This is a genomic window from Actinomadura sp. GC306 (genome assembly GCF_004348665.1).
GTDB lineage: Bacteria > Actinomycetota > Actinomycetes > Streptosporangiales > Streptosporangiaceae > Spirillospora.
The window spans coordinates 1-13,526 of sequence record NZ_SMKM01000027.1; the positions used below are offsets into that span (position 1 = coordinate 1).

The window sequence follows — 13,526 nt, forward strand, 5'->3', positions numbered from 1 at the left end:
GCGCCCGCCCGAGCGCCTGCCCGGACCGTGGGCATACCGCTACCTTGCCCCAGGGAGAACCGTGGCGAAAGGACGCACATGTCGGTGATGTGGAAGTCGTGGGGCATCCGGAAGACATGCTCGCCCGGCCGTCACGTGGTCACCACACCCCGGCTGGTGCTCCGGTCGCCGACGATGTGGGAGTTACGGCTCGTCCTCGCCCTCGGCAGCGATGGCGAGGCGCAGCGCCGGCTCCACTGGGCACCGGAGGACGTCATTCCCGAGGACGAACGCGAACGCCTGGTTACGGCTCCGGTAGGGCGCGGCCGTGGACGTTTCGGGCTGCCGGGCCCCGGTCTGGAGGCGGCGCTGCTGGCGATCGACCCCGCCCTCGGCCTGCCCGCCGGGGCCGTCACGCTGACCCCGGAGTCCAGGGACCGCTGCGAACTGGGCGGCTACCTGGCCCCCTCCTACCGGGGCCGCGGGCTCGGAGCGGAGTTGTTCGCCGCTGGCCTCGCACTCGCTCAGCACCACCTGCACATCACGGAGGTGCGGGCCGCGGTCGAGCCCGCGAACACCGCGTGCGTTCGCGCGCTGTGGCGGGCCGGCTTCGATCCGGCCGCCGGTCCGGAGAAGTACGTGCTGCCGGACGGCCACGTCCTGCCGTCCGCCTGGTTCGCCGACGTCACGCCGCAGCCGGCGTGGTGCGAGGGCACCTGGTGAGCGTCCCGGGCGCCGTCAGGCGACGTGGGGGATGACCAGGGAGAGGGCCGAGGTGATCTCTTCGGGGGCCGGGGCGACGTCGGGGACGACGTCGCGGAGGGCCAGCCAGCCGTTGATCGCCTGGACGGTCGGCTTGGCCTCGATGAGCTGCGGGTCGTCGATCCCGTACCAGGTGGCGATCTTGGACCAGCGCCACAGCCGGTGGCCGGCGGACGACATCTCCGAGGAGGGGAAGCCGGCGACGCCGCGGGAGCCGGTGATCGCGTGCCGGACCGAGTCGAGCGAGCGCCCGACCCGCTCGGCGATGTCGCGGATCGTCAGCAGCGGGTCGGCCTCGACCTGCAGGACGTGCACGCCGGGCGCGCTGGTCTCGACGTGCTCCACCATCTCCATGATCGCGGCGGCGAGGGTGGGCCCGGACCACGCGCAGGACGCGTTGCCGGGCCGTTCGGCGTGCTCGGGCTCGCTGATGATGGACACGGTGACCGCGCCGTGCGTGCGGTCGAACAGCGGGTCGAGCTCGTCCTCGTAGAGGGGACGGCTGAGGATCAGCGCGAAGTCGTAGCGCGGCATGCTGATCCCTCCCTCGGGCGTCTCTCCTCCTCGAAAGGTACAACGCGCGAGCGCGGTATGCTTGGCTCGGGACCGGTCTCGCGACCCGTATCATGCGTCGATTTCGCATTGTGCGACCGGTTGACGTAGACTCCTTTGTCGGTCCGTCGGCGGCCGCCTGATTCCCTGTTCCGGACGCTTTACGCGTCGTGGCGGTGGGTTGCGGCCGATTCTCCCTCGGGAGCCGGGGCCGAGTCCAATGAGCCGACCAGTGAAGCGCGGAGGACATGCCCAAGAAAGAAGGGGCCATCGAGATCGAGGGCACCGTCATCGAGTCCCTCCCGAACGCCATGTTCCGGGTGGAGCTCGACAACGGGCACAAGGTGCTCGCCCACATCAGCGGCAAGATGCGGATGCACTACATCCGGATCCTGCCGGACGACCGCGTCGTTGTGGAGCTGAGCCCCTACGACCTCACGCGCGGTCGGATCGTCTACCGCTACAAGTAACCCATCCATCCCACTGGGGTTGCCTTCCCCGCGCGTGGCGGCGCGGGGGTGACCCTGATCTAGGAGACCCAGTGAAGGTCAAGCCGAGCGTCAAGAAGATCTGCAACAAGTGCCGCGTCATCCGCCGGCACGGCCGGGTCATGGTGATCTGCTCCGACCCGCGCCACAAGCAGCGCCAGGGCTGAGTTCGGCCCGTACGACAACCCGTACGACAACCAAGCGCATCGCAGCCTTCGCACGATGGCCGTACGTTCCCTCGCGGGACGTGCGGCACCGTCGTGTGGAGGGGTCACCCTCGGACCGCAGGAGGCCGGGGCCGCCACCCGGGCAGGGTGTGTGCGGACGCGATGCGTCCATACCTCCGCGAAATGAAGGGAACTGCCCACGATGGCACGCCTGCTCGGCGTCGACCTCCCGCGCGACAAGCGCGTCGAGGTCGCTCTCACCTACATCTTCGGCATCGGCCGGACGCGGGCGCTGGAGACCCTCGCGGGGACCGGGGTCAACCCGGACCTGCGGGTGCACCAGCTCGGTGACGAGGAGCTGGTGAAGCTCCGCGACTGGATCGAGGCGAACTACAAGACCGAAGGCGACCTGCGCCGCGAGGTCCAGGCCGACATCCGTCGCAAGATCGAGATCGGGTCCTACCAGGGGATCCGGCACCGCCGCGGGCTTCCCGTGCACGGTCAGCGCACGCAGACCAACGCGCGGACCCGCAAGGGCAAGAAGAAGACCGTGGCCGGCAAGAAGAAGGTCGGCAAGAAGTAGTCCGCGCGGGCCCGCCGGGCCCGTCCGGGTCGATGACCTCAAGAGTAGAGAGAGCACATGCCTCCTAAGAGCCGTGTCGGCGCCAAGAAGGTGCGCCGCAAAGAGAAGAAGAACGTCGCTCACGGGCACGCCCACATCAAGAGCACGTTCAACAACACGATCGTTTCGATCACCGACCCCAACGGCAACGTGATCTCCTGGGCCTCCTCGGGCCACGTCGGGTTCAAGGGCTCGCGCAAGTCCACCCCGTTCGCCGCGCAGCAGGCCGCCGAGTCCGCCGCCCGGCGGGCGATGGAGCACGGGATGCGCAAGGTCGACGTCTTCGTGAAGGGCCCGGGCTCGGGCCGCGAGACCGCCATCCGCTCGCTGCAGGCGACCGGCCTCGAGGTGGGCTCCATCCAGGACGTCACGCCCGTTCCGCACAACGGCTGCCGCCCGCCCAAGCGTCGTCGGGTCTGAGGCAGGGGAGATCTAACAATGGCTCGTTACACCGGTGCGGACTGCAAGCTCTGCCGCCGCGAGAAGATGAAGCTGTTCCTCAAGGGCAGCAAGTGCGAGGGCCCGAAGTGCCCGATCGAGATCCGTCCCTACCCTCCGGGTGAGCACGGCCGCGGTCGGCCCAAGGAGACCGAGTACCTGCTGCAGCTTCGCGAGAAGCAGAAGGCGCGGCGCATCTACGGCGTGCTGGAGAAGCAGTTCCACAACTACTACGTCGAGGCCAACCGCCAGCAGGGCAAGACGGGTGACAACCTGCTCACGCTGCTGGAGCGCCGGCTCGACAACGTCGTCTACCGGGGCGGCTTCGCCAAGTCCCGCGACATGGCCCGCCAGCTCATCCGGCACGGCCACATCCGGGTCAACGGCAAGAAGGTCAACATCCCGTCGGCCCTCGTCAGCGAGAACGACATCGTCGACGTGAAGCCGAAGTCGCTGGAGAGCACGCCGTTCCAGGTCGCCAAGGCCGAGGTCGGCGAGCGTCCCGTCCCGGCGTGGCTCGGGGTGGACGGCGAGAAGATGCGCATCTTCGTGCACTCGATGCCGGTCCGGCAGCAGATCGACGCTCCCGTCCAGGAGCAGCTGATCGTCGAGCTCTACTCCAAGTAGGGGCTCACACCCGCCGGGATTCCACGGCGCGTTCCGTGGATTCCCGGCGGGCCGGGGAACACTCACAGACGCGGTAGTCAAATAGCGGGCACCGCGGAAAGAAGGCACCACCATGCTCATCGCTCAGCGTCCGACTCTCACCGAAGAGCAGGTCGACGAGTACCGGTCGCGGTTCACCATCGAGCCGCTGGAGCCGGGCTTCGGCTACACGATCGGCAACTCGCTGCGTCGTACCCTGCTCTCCTCGATCCCCGGTGCGGCCGTCACCAGCATCCGCATCGAGGGCGTCCTGCACGAGTTCTCCACCGTGCCCGGGGTCAAGGAGGACGTCACCGACATCATCCTGAACCTCAAGGAGCTCGTCGTCTCGTCCGAGCACGACGAGCCCGTGGTCATGTACCTGCGCAAGCAGGGCCCCGGCGAGGTCACCGCGGCCGACATCGCGCCGCCGGCGGGCGTGGAGGTCCACAACCCGGACCTGCACATCGCCACGCTGAACAACAAGGCCAAGCTGGAGATGGAGCTGACGGTCGAGCGCGGCCGCGGCTACGTCTCGGCCGCGCAGAACAAGCAGCCGGGCCAGGAGATCGGCCGGATCCCGATCGACTCCATCTACTCGCCCGTGCTGAAGGTCACCTACAAGGTCGAGGCGACCCGCGTCGAGCAGCGCACCGACTTCGACCGCCTCATCCTGGACGTCGAGACCAAGCAGGCGATGCTGCCGCGCGACGCGGTGGCCTCCGCCGGCAAGACGCTCGTCGAGCTGTTCGGCCTGGCCCGGGAGCTCAACGTCGAGGCCGAGGGCATCGACATGGGCCCGTCCCCGACGGACGCCGCGCTCGCCGCGGACCTGGCCCTGCCGATCGAGGAGTTGAACCTCACGGTCCGCTCCTACAACTGCCTCAAGCGCGAGGGCATCCACTCGGTGGGCGAGCTCGTCGCCCGCTCCGAGCAGGACCTGCTGGACATCCGCAACTTCGGTGCGAAGTCCATAGAAGAGGTCAAGCAGAAGCTCAACGACATGGGCCTGTCGCTCAAGGACTCCCCGCCCGGGTTCGACCCGAGCGCGGCGGCGGACGCCTACGGCGACGACGACCAGAGCTACGCCGAGACCGAGCAGTACTGACGAACCCGTCACCGGCGGCCGGGGGGACCTCCCCCGGCCGCTCGGACCCAGCTGACGCCGGTACCTGGTACGGCCGGCGCAGGAAGGAAGCACCATGCCCAAGCCCACGAAGGGCACCCGCTTCGGCGGCAGCCCCGCCCACCAGCGGCTGATCCTGGCCAACCTGGCGACGTCGCTGTTCGAGCACGGCCGCATCACGACCACCGAGGCCAAGGCCCGCCGGGTGCGTCCGCTGGCGGAGAAGCTGATCACCAAGGCGAAGAAGGGCGACCTGCACAACCGGCGCCTGGTGGCGCGGACGATCCGCGACAAGGGCGTCGTCCACCAGCTCTTCACCGAGATCGCGCCGAGCTTCGACGGCCGTCCGGGCGGCTACACCCGGATCACCAAGATCGGTCCGCGCAAGGGCGACAACGCTCCCATGGCCGTGATCGAGCTGGTGGCGGAGCCGATGCCGGCCGCCAAGGTCGCGCCGAAGGTCGAGGAGAAGGACCTGCCCGCCGAGGGCGAGGTCACCCTGAGCAAGGCCGAGGCCGGCGACGAGCCGGCCGCGGACGCCAAGGCGGACGACGCCAAGGCCGACGCCAAGGCCGAGGGTGACGCCGCCGAGGGCGACAAGGAGTAGTTCACCGCTTGACCTGGCCGAGCGTTTGCTCGACAAGCGTTTGCTCGACATTCGTCAGGGCCCGCCGTTCCGCTCGGGACGGCGGGCTTTGATCTTTGCCAGACTTGATCGCATGGTCAGGTCAGTGGCGCGGCGACGTGCATGCACAAGGAGACGGGACGGCGACGTTGCAGAGGGACGAACCGGCTGACATGACCGCACTGGTACGACTCCGGCTCGACATCGCCTACGACGGGTCGGATTTCGCGGGCTGGGCGAGGCAACCGAACCAGCGCACCGTCCAGGGCGTCATCGAGGACGCGCTGGCCCGCATGCTGCGTCTCGACCCGCCCCCCATGCTCACCGTCGCCGGCCGCACGGACGCCGGCGTCCACGCCCGGGGCCAGGTCGCCCACGTGGTGGTTCCGGTCGCCGCCTATTCGGCGATCAACGGCACGATGCCGCGCCGCCTGGCCGGTCTCCTGCCCCCGGACGTGCGGGTCTGGCGGGTGTCGATCGCGCCGGAGGGCTTCGACGCCCGCTTCTCGGCGCTGTCGCGCCGCTACGTGTACCGGGTGTGCGACAACCCGTTCGGGGTGGAGCCGCTGCGCCGCCACGACGTGCTGTGGCACCCGCGGCCCCTGGACCTGCCGCGGATGAACGATGCCGCGCGGCGCCTCGTCGGGGAGAACGACTTCGCCGCGTACTGCCGCAGGCGGGAGGGCGCGACGACCATCCGCGAGCTGCTGCGCTACGAGTGGGCCCGCGACGACCGCGATCAGCACCTCGCCCTCGCGACCGTGGAGGCGGACGCGTTCTGCCACTCGATGGTCCGCGCGCTCGTCGGGGCGCTGCTGATGGTCGGGGACGGGCGGCGCGACGTGGAGTGGCCCCAGCAGGTGCTCGCGGCGCGCGTCCGCGACTCCGCGGTGAACGTGGCGCCGGCGCACGGGCTGTCGCTGGAGGAGATCCGCTACCCCGGTGCCGAGGGCCTGGCGCGGCGCGCCCAGGAGACGCGCCGCGTCCGGACGCTCAACGCGACCGCCGCGGCGGAACCGGCCCCGGCCGGTCCGCCGCAGGAGGCGTCGCCGACCGGGGACCGCGGAGCGCGGTGAGCCCGCGGCGCCGCGGTCAGCCGCGGGCGCGTTCCACGATCGGCCGCAGGTCGTAGTCCAGGAACCGCTGGGCCGCCTGCTTGATCACCGGGTCGCCGGGCTGGGCCTGCCGGCCGTCCGCCCACTGGACGTAGGCGTAGGCGACGTACCGGCCGCGGACCGTCGCGGCGGCGTACCCGCCCGCCCGGTCGAGGTTCGGGGTGTTCTTGCCGCCCATGCCGCGGAACCACTCGTAGCGGGCGGGGTCGCCGGCCCGGCTCACCCGGAGCGCGGCGTCCTTCGTCGGCATCACCGCGATCCCGGACGTGACCGCGAGCGAGGTCGACCGGTCGATGAACGTCGCCCGGACGATCTTGCGGCACTTCTCCCGCTGGAGGGCCTGCAGCATGGCGCCCCGGGCCGCGTACGACGGGTCGCGGTTGAGGGACCAGCGGTCGCGGGTGTAGGTCCGCCCGCCGAGCTTGATGGTCTCGGTGGGGAACACGTCGAGGAACGCCAGGGGAGCACGGTCGGTCCGCTCGTTGTCGATCCGCGACGGCGGCTCCGTGGAGCCGGGGGTGGGGGACGGCGTCTCCGGCGCCGCCGGCGAGGCGGACGCCGTGGCCGGGGCCTGGACGGGCTTGGCCTCGGCGTCCTGACCGCCGTCCGACCCGGTGCCGCCGACGGCGAACAGCGCGACGCCCGCCGCCACGATGATCGCCGCCCCGCCGCCGATGAGCAGCGGCCTGCGCCGGTTGGGCCCGCCGCGCCCGGACGCGCTCTTCGGCGGCTGTCCGGGCGGGGCCGGGGTGTCCAGGGGGACGCCGCCCTCGACGTGGTAGGCGGGCGCGACCACGGCGGGCTGCGGAGCGGTGACCGCCGCGTCGTCGCCGGCCGGACCGCCGACCGGCGCCGTGTCGGCCTTTGTGCCGGTGGCTCCCGTGCCGGTGGCTCCCGTGCCGGTGGACGCGGCGTCTGCGGATGCGGTGCCGGCGGCGACCGCGGCGTGCGGGAACGGTCCGCTGCCGGTGGGCGGGGTGACGCCGACCGGCAGGATGGCGTCCGGTTCGAGGACCTCGCCCGCGGCGGCCTTGGCCGCGTCCTCCGCCGCCCGCGCCTTCTCGAAGGCGGTCGCCTGCTCGTCGAGCGCGGGCTTGCCGGGCTCGTCCGCGACGGCGGGGATGTCCACGGCGGTGTCGGCGGGCTCGGGCGCATCCGAAGCCGGGGTCGGCGCGACGTCCTTCGCGGGCTCCTCGTCCTGGGGCGGGACGCGGGAGAAGCCCTCCGGGTCGGTGTCGCCGGCCGTCAGGGCGCGCTTGATGATCGGGTCGGCGGGGACCGCGCCGCGGGAGTCGATCTGCGGCACACCGACGCCGGCGACGAGCGTCCCCAGGGGGAGGCCGCCGGCCTCGGCGTCATCGCCGCCCTCCGGGGCGGAGGCGGCCTCGTCGGGCGGGGCCGTCTCGCTGGACTCGGCGGCCCACCAGGGGGCTTCGAGGCCGTAAGGGGGCAGCCGAAGGGAGCCGGGCGCCGCGGACTCCGCGTCCGCGCCGGGCTCGGTGCCCGCCGCCGGCGGTTCGGCCGGGGGAGACGCGCCGCCGAAGCTGGGCGGCACCGAGTCGGCGGGGACGGCGGACGTCCCCGCATCCTCGGCGGACTCCCGGGTGTCTCTAGAACCAGACATAGGCAGTGAGGGTATTCATAACGGTCACTTCTGGAGGGGCTGGCCTTCGGTTTCCCTGTAGTTCAGGGCCGTGACGAGGTTGCTGCCCTTCACCATCTCGGTGCTGAAGACGCGGACGGCCGCGTGGTGCTTCGCGGGGATCTTCTTGCCGTCCGGGCGCTGCACCCACGTCATCAGCAGGTAGTGGCCGCGCGCCTGGGACGTGCCGAGCGCCTCGCCCCTGCCGTTGGTCTTGGACACGCCCTTGCCCGGCAGGGCCAGCAGGAAGGCGTCCTTGGCGGCGGCGGCCTTCTCGGCCTTCTTCGCCGCGGCCTCGGTCTCAAGGTTGAACACGCCGACGGTGCCGATGAGCTGGCCGCCGGTCAGCGCGTAGGTGGCCCGCAGGGCCTGCGTGCAGCGGCCCTGCTTGAGGGTCTTCTCCAGCGTCCTGCCGCCGACGACGGCCGCGCAGCTCTTCTTCGCGTTCGCAGCCGTCCGCACGTAGTTGTGGCCGCGGGCCTTGAACTTGCCGTTGCCGAAGACCTCCCTGAGCGTCAGCGGCTTGGGGTCGGTGGTGCGGCTCTTGAGCTTCACGGGCGCGAGGACGGGCTGGGTGGGGCTGGGCGTGGGCGTCGGGGTGGCCGCGGCCTGGGACGGCTTCGCCTCGGCCTTGGAGTCGTCCTTCAGCATGGACGACAGCCCGATGCCGCCCCCGATGAGGACGAGCCCGGCCACCGCGGCGGCGCCGATGACCAGCGGCGTCCGGCGGCTCTTGCGCGGACGCTCCGGCCCGCCGGACGACATGGCCTCGGCGTGCCCGTAGGAGTCGTCGTACCGGCCGCCGGGGGGCATCGCGCCGGGCCCCTCGTCGCGTGCTGCGAAGAAGGGCTCGTCGTCACCACGGCCGTACGGCGGCACTTCGGCTCCGGGTCCGTACGGCTCGTTCGGCGGCTGCCGCGGGGGCCGGCCGCCGGGCCGGCCTTGATCGCCCGGGTAACCCATGGGATGGACCTTACCGTTGCTCGTGCAGGGCTCTGGACCTTCGGAACACCCACCATGACATGGGGGCGAACCGGACGCCGGTCATTCGGCCGAGACCGCCGCCGGGAGCGACGCAGATCACTTCCGGCCGAAGTTCTGCGTCCAGTAGGGCCCGCCGGAGCCGCCGGCCATGCCCACGCCGATGGCGCGCAGGTCGCAGTTCAGGATGTTGGCGCGGTGCCCCGGGCTGTTCATCCACCCCTTCACGACGGCCGCCGCGGTGGGGTAGCCCTTGGCGATGTTCTCGGCGCCGGCGTCGGGGTACCCGGCGGCCGCCATCCGGTCCCACGGGCTGTCGCCGTTCTGCGACGTGTGCGAGAAGTAGTTGTTGGCGGCCATGTCGGCGGAGTGCTTGCGGGCGGCGGTGACGAGCCGCTGGTCGACGCGCAGCGCCCCGCAGCCGGCCTTGGAGCGCTCGGCGTTGGTGAGCGACACCACGGCGGCCTCGGGGCCGGACTGCCCGGCCGTGTTCCCCGACCCGCCGCCGGAGCCGCCGGAACCGCCGCCCGATCCGCCGCCGGACGACCCGCCGCCGCCGGAGGACGGCGGCCGCGAGGCGGTCGGCGCCTTCGACTTGGACGGCTCGGCGGCGGCGCGGCTCGGGTCGCGCATCTCCTTCAGCGGCGGCGGCGTCTGCCGGTCCGCGGCCGGCGCGGGCGCGGCGCCGGACGGCCGCTCGCCGCCCTCGGTGCCCGTTCCGGCCCCGGTCGGCGCGTCGCTCTGCGGTCCCGCCGGGATCACGGTGGACGGCCGTGCCTCGGGACCGGACGCGGCGGTCCGCTCCGACCCGGAGTCGGCCAGCACGAACCGGTCGATCGCCACCCCGGTGCTGATCGCGAGGCCGGACGCGGTGATCGCGACGATGATGCCGGTGACGCTCTTGGCCCGGGAGCGCTTGCGTCCCTTGCCGGGGGGACGTCCGCCGGGCGGGCGCCCGCCCTGGGGACGGCGCCCGTCGGGCGGTCCGGAGCGGTACGCGGCGCGCGGCGGCCCGCCGGCGACGAGCGCGTCGCGGGCGGCGGCGCCGCGGGCGGCGGCGTCACGTGGGTCGGCGCCGCCCTGCCCCGGGTGGCGGGACGGGCGGCGACCGGGGGTCTCGCCTGGTCTGCGGGGAGTAGACAGCGGGGGCTCCCGTGTGCGGGCCGGCCGGAGCCGGCGTGGACCGGTCGCCGGGCACCATATCCTGTTATGTCGATCTGGTTACGAAGATCGTCCGAAAATGGGCAAGATGACCACTTAACGTGATCATGGGAGTGCTGACCGTCTCCGCCGCGGCGCCGCCCGCCGGGGACCGGGCTGCTTTGCTCTTGCGGGCGCGGACGGGTATTCTGCGTGGTTGTTGTGTGTGTCGACGCCTGCCCAGTGCGAGCGTCCCGGCGATGCAACGACGTGTCGGGGTGTCCCCGCAGTGCCCGCGCCGCCGGTGCGGGCACCGGACCGGGGCCCGGCCTCCCGGAGCGCCAGGTCGGACGAGTTCGCTGATCGGCGCGAGCAGGATTCCGCTGATGAACATCGCCCGCCCGCCAGGACGGGTGATGATCAACCACTGAGTAGTCGACGAGAAACGAAGGCTGACGACCGTGCGCACGTACACCCCTAAGCCCGCTGACGTCCAGCGTCAGTGGTACGTCATCGACGCGACCGATGTCGTGCTGGGCCGTCTCGCCAGTCAGGTCGCGCAGCTGCTTCGGGGTAAGCACAAGCCGATCTACGCCCCGCACATCGACACGGGCGACTTCGTCGTCATCGTGAACGCCGACAAGGTGGCGATGTCGGGCAACAAGGCCGAGCGCAAGCGCGCCTACCGGCACTCCGGTTACCCGGGCGGCCTGCGCTCCATCACCTACGCCGAGCTGCTGGCCAAGAACCCCGAGCGGGCCGTCGAGAAGGCGATCAAGGGCATGCTGCCCAAGAACTCCCTCGGCCGGAAGATGTTCGGCAAGGTGAAGGTCTACGCCGGTCCCGAGCACCCGCACCAGGCGCAGAAGCCGGTCCCGTTCGAGATCACGCAGATCAGCCAGGTCGGCCAGACCGGCAAGTGACATCCCCGCGCACGAGCCGCATCGTGCGCGACCAAGGAACAGAGGCCGCCGGGGCACCCGTGACACGGGCCCGCCGCCCTGGCTAGAACACCCGAGGAGAACCGTGGACGAGACCACCGAGCCGAGCACCGAGCAGCTCGACTCGTACGAGGACGCCCCGTCCGAGTACAGCACCGAGACGCCCGAGGCCGCGGGCGAGAGCTACCTCGGCCAGCCCGTCGCGACCGGCCCCGCCGCCGGCACCGGCCGCCGCAAGCAGGCCATCGCGCGGGTCCGCATCGTCCCCGGCACCGGCCAGTGGAAGATCAACGGCCGTTCGCTGGACCAGTACTTCCCGAACAAGGTCCACCAGCAGATCGTGAACGAGCCGTTCGTGCTGCTCGGCCTCGAAGGCCAGTTCGACGTCCTCGCGCGGGTCGGCGGCGGCGGCACCACCGGCCAGGCCGGTGCGCTGCGCCTCGGCATCTCCCGCGCCCTGCAGTTCGCGAACATCGAGCACCGCCCGGCCCTGAAGAAGGCCGGCTTCCTCACCCGTGACGCGCGGGTCCCCGAGCGCAAGAAGGCCGGTCTCAAGAAGGCGCGCAAGGCGCCCCAGTACAGCAAGCGTTAATTTCCTGGGGGGCGACCCCCTGGAACCCCCGTTGCGAGCCGGTCGATCCTCACGACACGGTTTCGGTTGTTGTGACCGTGACGGCCGGTGGCGTGTCGCTGTGGTCGCCCGGCTCGGCGGGTCGGGCGACCTCCGGGCGCTGGGCGCCCTCCGGCCGCCCGACCCGTGGAGTGGCCGAGGTTCTGTCCAAGGGCCGGGGGCGAGGTCGCGAAGCGGTGGGGTTGTTCGTCTGTTCGCGGCCGGAGGGGCCGCGAGCACTAGATTTGACCGCGTGGTGCGGGGCGGGGTTGTGTCCCCGGCTCGCGGCCACGCGGTTTTTTCGTCTTCTCGGGAGTTGAACTGTGGCTCGTCTGTTCGGGACCGACGGCGTGCGAGGGCTCGCCAACCGCGATCTGACCGCCCCGCTCGTCATGGACCTGTCCATCGCCGCGGCGCGGGTGCTGGGCGAGGAGGGCGCGTTCAAAGGCCACCGGCCGCTCGCGGTGGTCGGGCGCGACCCGCGGGCCTCCGGTGAGTTCCTGGAGGCGGCCGTCGTGGCCGGGCTGGCGAGCTCCGGGGTGGACGTGCTGCGGCTCGGGGTCCTGCCGACGCCCGCCGTCGCGTACCTGACCCACCAGCTGCACGCCGACGTCGGCGTCATGCTGTCGGCCTCGCACAACGCCGCCCCCGACAACGGCATCAAGTTCTTCGACCGCAGCGGCTACAAGCTGCCCGACGAGCTGGAGGACCGGATCGAGGCGCGGCTCGGCGAGCAGTGGGAGCCGCCGACGGGCGCCGGGGTCGGCCGGGTCCGCGAGGCGCACGGCGCGGTCGAGCAGTACGTGGCGCACCTGCTGAGCACCGTCCCGGTGTCGCTGGACGGGCTGCGCGTCGTCGTCGACTGCGCGAACGGCGCGTCCTGCGACGTGGCGCCGGAGACGCTGCGCCGCGCGGGCGCCGAGGTGTTCACGATCGGGACGGCGCCGGACGGCCTGAACATCAACGCGGGCTGCGGTTCCACGAGCCTGGAGGCGCTGCGCGAGGCGGTCCGGGAGCACGGCGCGGACGCGGGCATCGCCAACGACGGCGACGCCGACCGGTGCCTCGCGGTGACCGCGACCGGCGAGGTCGTGGACGGCGACCAGATCATGGCGGTCCTGGCGCTGGAGCTGCGGGAGACGGGGGCGCTGGCCGCCGACACCGTCGTCGCGACCGTGATGTCGAACCTCGGGTTCAAGCTCGCCATGCGGGACGCCGGGATCACCGTGGTGGAGACCGCGGTCGGCGACCGGTACGTCCTGGAGGCGATGAAGGCGGGCGGCTTCGGGTTCGGCGGCGAGCAGTCCGGCCACGTGATCATGCTGGACCACGCCACGACCGGCGACGGCGTCCTGACCGGGCTGCACCTGCTCGCCGCGATGGCCCGCCGGGGCCGGTCGCTGGACGAGCTGACGAAGGTGATGACGCGGCTGCCGCAGGTCCTCATCAACGTCAAGGACGTCGACAAGACCCGCGCGAAGACCTCGCCGGAACTGGCCGCCGCGATCTCCGCCGCCGAGGCCGGGCTGGGCGACACGGGCCGGATCCTGATCCGGCCGAGCGGGACCGAGCCGATGGTCCGGGTGATGGTCGAGGCTGCCTCGGAGGAGCAGGCGCAGAATGTCGCCGAGGACCTCGCCGGAGTCGTCCGCTCCGCCCTGGGCTGACGCCGGGCGCACCCGGGGCCCGGTGT

At 71.9% G+C, this 13,526-nt stretch carries 16 protein-coding genes; 12 read left to right on the forward strand and 4 right to left on the reverse strand.

The genetic code is table 11. From position 1 onward, the window contains the following. The first annotated feature begins 135 nt into the window (after positions 1 to 135). A complete protein-coding gene (locus tag E1200_RS06615; RefSeq protein ID WP_207933213.1) occupies positions 136 to 702 on the forward strand; it encodes a GNAT family protein in 567 nt (188 codons plus the stop codon). A gap of 15 nt (positions 703 to 717) precedes the next feature. On the opposite strand, the gene E1200_RS06620 is transcribed toward E1200_RS06615, so the two are convergent. After that, entirely contained in the window at positions 718 to 1,275 is a 558-nt protein-coding gene (locus E1200_RS06620) for a hypothetical protein (RefSeq protein WP_131950908.1), read from the reverse strand. A gap of 266 nt (positions 1,276 to 1,541) precedes the next feature. Between E1200_RS06620 and infA the strand changes: the two genes are divergently transcribed. The 8 genes from infA to truA all read left to right on the forward strand — a co-directional run bounded on the left by infA (position 1,542) and on the right by truA (position 6,480). Continuing rightward, positions 1,542 to 1,763 carry a translation initiation factor IF-1 gene (gene infA, locus E1200_RS06625; RefSeq protein ID WP_018657567.1) on the forward strand — a complete coding sequence of 74 codons (222 nt, stop codon included), beginning with the start codon at positions 1,542 to 1,544 and terminating at the stop codon, positions 1,761 to 1,763. Positions 1,764 to 1,834: 71 nt separating this feature from the next. Then, complete coding sequence (gene rpmJ / locus E1200_RS06630) at positions 1,835 to 1,948, forward strand: 50S ribosomal protein L36 (protein ID WP_021596712.1); 114 nt, start codon at positions 1,835 to 1,837, stop codon at positions 1,946 to 1,948. Positions 1,949 to 2,150: 202 nt separating this feature from the next. After that, positions 2,151 to 2,531 (forward strand): 30S ribosomal protein S13, encoded by a 381-nt coding sequence (gene rpsM / locus E1200_RS06635; protein ID WP_131950909.1) that lies wholly within the window; start codon positions 2,151 to 2,153, stop codon positions 2,529 to 2,531. A 57-nt stretch (positions 2,532 to 2,588) separates the two neighbouring features. After that, positions 2,589 to 2,990 carry a 30S ribosomal protein S11 gene (gene rpsK, locus E1200_RS06640; RefSeq protein ID WP_067486841.1) on the forward strand — a complete coding sequence of 134 codons (402 nt, stop codon included), beginning with the start codon at positions 2,589 to 2,591 and terminating at the stop codon, positions 2,988 to 2,990. Between the two features lie 18 nt (positions 2,991 to 3,008). Beyond that, entirely contained in the window at positions 3,009 to 3,635 is a 627-nt protein-coding gene (gene rpsD / locus E1200_RS06645; protein ID WP_131950910.1) for a 30S ribosomal protein S4, read from the forward strand. Positions 3,636 to 3,747: 112 nt separating this feature from the next. Then, positions 3,748 to 4,761 (forward strand): DNA-directed RNA polymerase subunit alpha, encoded by a 1,014-nt coding sequence (locus tag E1200_RS06650; RefSeq protein WP_131950911.1) that lies wholly within the window; start codon positions 3,748 to 3,750, stop codon positions 4,759 to 4,761. A 94-nt stretch (positions 4,762 to 4,855) separates the two neighbouring features. Next, positions 4,856 to 5,386 carry a 50S ribosomal protein L17 gene (gene rplQ, locus E1200_RS06655; protein WP_131950912.1) on the forward strand — a complete coding sequence of 177 codons (531 nt, stop codon included), beginning with the start codon at positions 4,856 to 4,858 and terminating at the stop codon, positions 5,384 to 5,386. 191 nt (positions 5,387 to 5,577) lie between these two features. Then, positions 5,578 to 6,480, forward strand: a complete 903-nt coding sequence (truA, locus tag E1200_RS06660) for a tRNA pseudouridine(38-40) synthase TruA (RefSeq protein ID WP_207933214.1) — start codon at positions 5,578 to 5,580, stop codon at positions 6,478 to 6,480. 16 nt (positions 6,481 to 6,496) lie between these two features. On the opposite strand, the gene E1200_RS06665 is transcribed toward truA, so the two are convergent. The 3 genes from E1200_RS06665 to E1200_RS35180 form a co-directional block, all read right to left on the reverse strand. Beyond that, complete coding sequence (locus E1200_RS06665) at positions 6,497 to 8,143, reverse strand: hypothetical protein (RefSeq protein ID WP_131950913.1); 1,647 nt, start codon at positions 8,141 to 8,143, stop codon at positions 6,497 to 6,499. Positions 8,144 to 8,167: 24 nt separating this feature from the next. After that, a complete protein-coding gene (locus tag E1200_RS06670) occupies positions 8,168 to 9,124 on the reverse strand; it encodes a hypothetical protein (protein WP_131950914.1) in 957 nt (318 codons plus the stop codon). A 117-nt stretch (positions 9,125 to 9,241) separates the two neighbouring features. Next, positions 9,242 to 9,985: a CAP domain-containing protein gene (locus E1200_RS35180; protein WP_279484046.1), complete on the reverse strand. Its 744-nt coding sequence runs from the start codon at positions 9,983 to 9,985 to the stop codon at positions 9,242 to 9,244. Between the two features lie 758 nt (positions 9,986 to 10,743). Between E1200_RS35180 and rplM the strand changes: the two genes are divergently transcribed. The 3 genes from rplM to glmM all read left to right on the forward strand — a co-directional run bounded on the left by rplM (position 10,744) and on the right by glmM (position 13,500). After that, complete coding sequence (gene rplM / locus E1200_RS06680) at positions 10,744 to 11,205, forward strand: 50S ribosomal protein L13 (RefSeq protein WP_131950915.1); 462 nt, start codon at positions 10,744 to 10,746, stop codon at positions 11,203 to 11,205. 103 nt (positions 11,206 to 11,308) lie between these two features. Next, on the forward strand, positions 11,309 to 11,815 hold the full coding sequence (gene rpsI / locus E1200_RS06685) for a 30S ribosomal protein S9 (RefSeq protein ID WP_131950916.1): 507 nt from the start codon (positions 11,309 to 11,311) through the stop codon (positions 11,813 to 11,815). 341 nt (positions 11,816 to 12,156) lie between these two features. After that, positions 12,157 to 13,500, forward strand: coding sequence for a phosphoglucosamine mutase (gene glmM / locus E1200_RS06690; RefSeq protein ID WP_131950917.1), 1,344 nt, complete (start codon positions 12,157 to 12,159; stop codon positions 13,498 to 13,500). The last annotated feature ends 26 nt before the right edge of the window (positions 13,501 to 13,526 follow it).

Bases quoted from the DNA above. Each gene is read 5' to 3' on its own strand.
- E1200_RS06620 (WP_131950908.1), bottom strand. From the start codon at position 1,275: ATGCCGCGCTACGACTTCGCGCTGATCCTCAGCCGTCCCCTCTACGAG.
- infA (WP_018657567.1), top strand. From the start codon at position 1,542: ATGCCCAAGAAAGAAGGGGCCATCGAGATCGAGGGCACCGTCATCGAG.
- rpsM (WP_131950909.1), top strand. From the start codon at position 2,151: ATGGCACGCCTGCTCGGCGTCGACCTCCCGCGCGACAAGCGCGTCGAG.
- rpsK (WP_067486841.1), top strand. From the start codon at position 2,589: ATGCCTCCTAAGAGCCGTGTCGGCGCCAAGAAGGTGCGCCGCAAAGAG.
- rpsD (WP_131950910.1), top strand. From the start codon at position 3,009: ATGGCTCGTTACACCGGTGCGGACTGCAAGCTCTGCCGCCGCGAGAAG.
- E1200_RS06650 (WP_131950911.1), top strand. From the start codon at position 3,748: ATGCTCATCGCTCAGCGTCCGACTCTCACCGAAGAGCAGGTCGACGAG.
- rplQ (WP_131950912.1), top strand. From the start codon at position 4,856: ATGCCCAAGCCCACGAAGGGCACCCGCTTCGGCGGCAGCCCCGCCCAC.
- truA (WP_207933214.1), top strand. From the start codon at position 5,578: ATGACCGCACTGGTACGACTCCGGCTCGACATCGCCTACGACGGGTCG.
- E1200_RS06665 (WP_131950913.1), bottom strand. From the start codon at position 8,143: ATGTCTGGTTCTAGAGACACCCGGGAGTCCGCCGAGGATGCGGGGACG.
- E1200_RS06670 (WP_131950914.1), bottom strand. From the start codon at position 9,124: ATGGGTTACCCGGGCGATCAAGGCCGGCCCGGCGGCCGGCCCCCGCGG.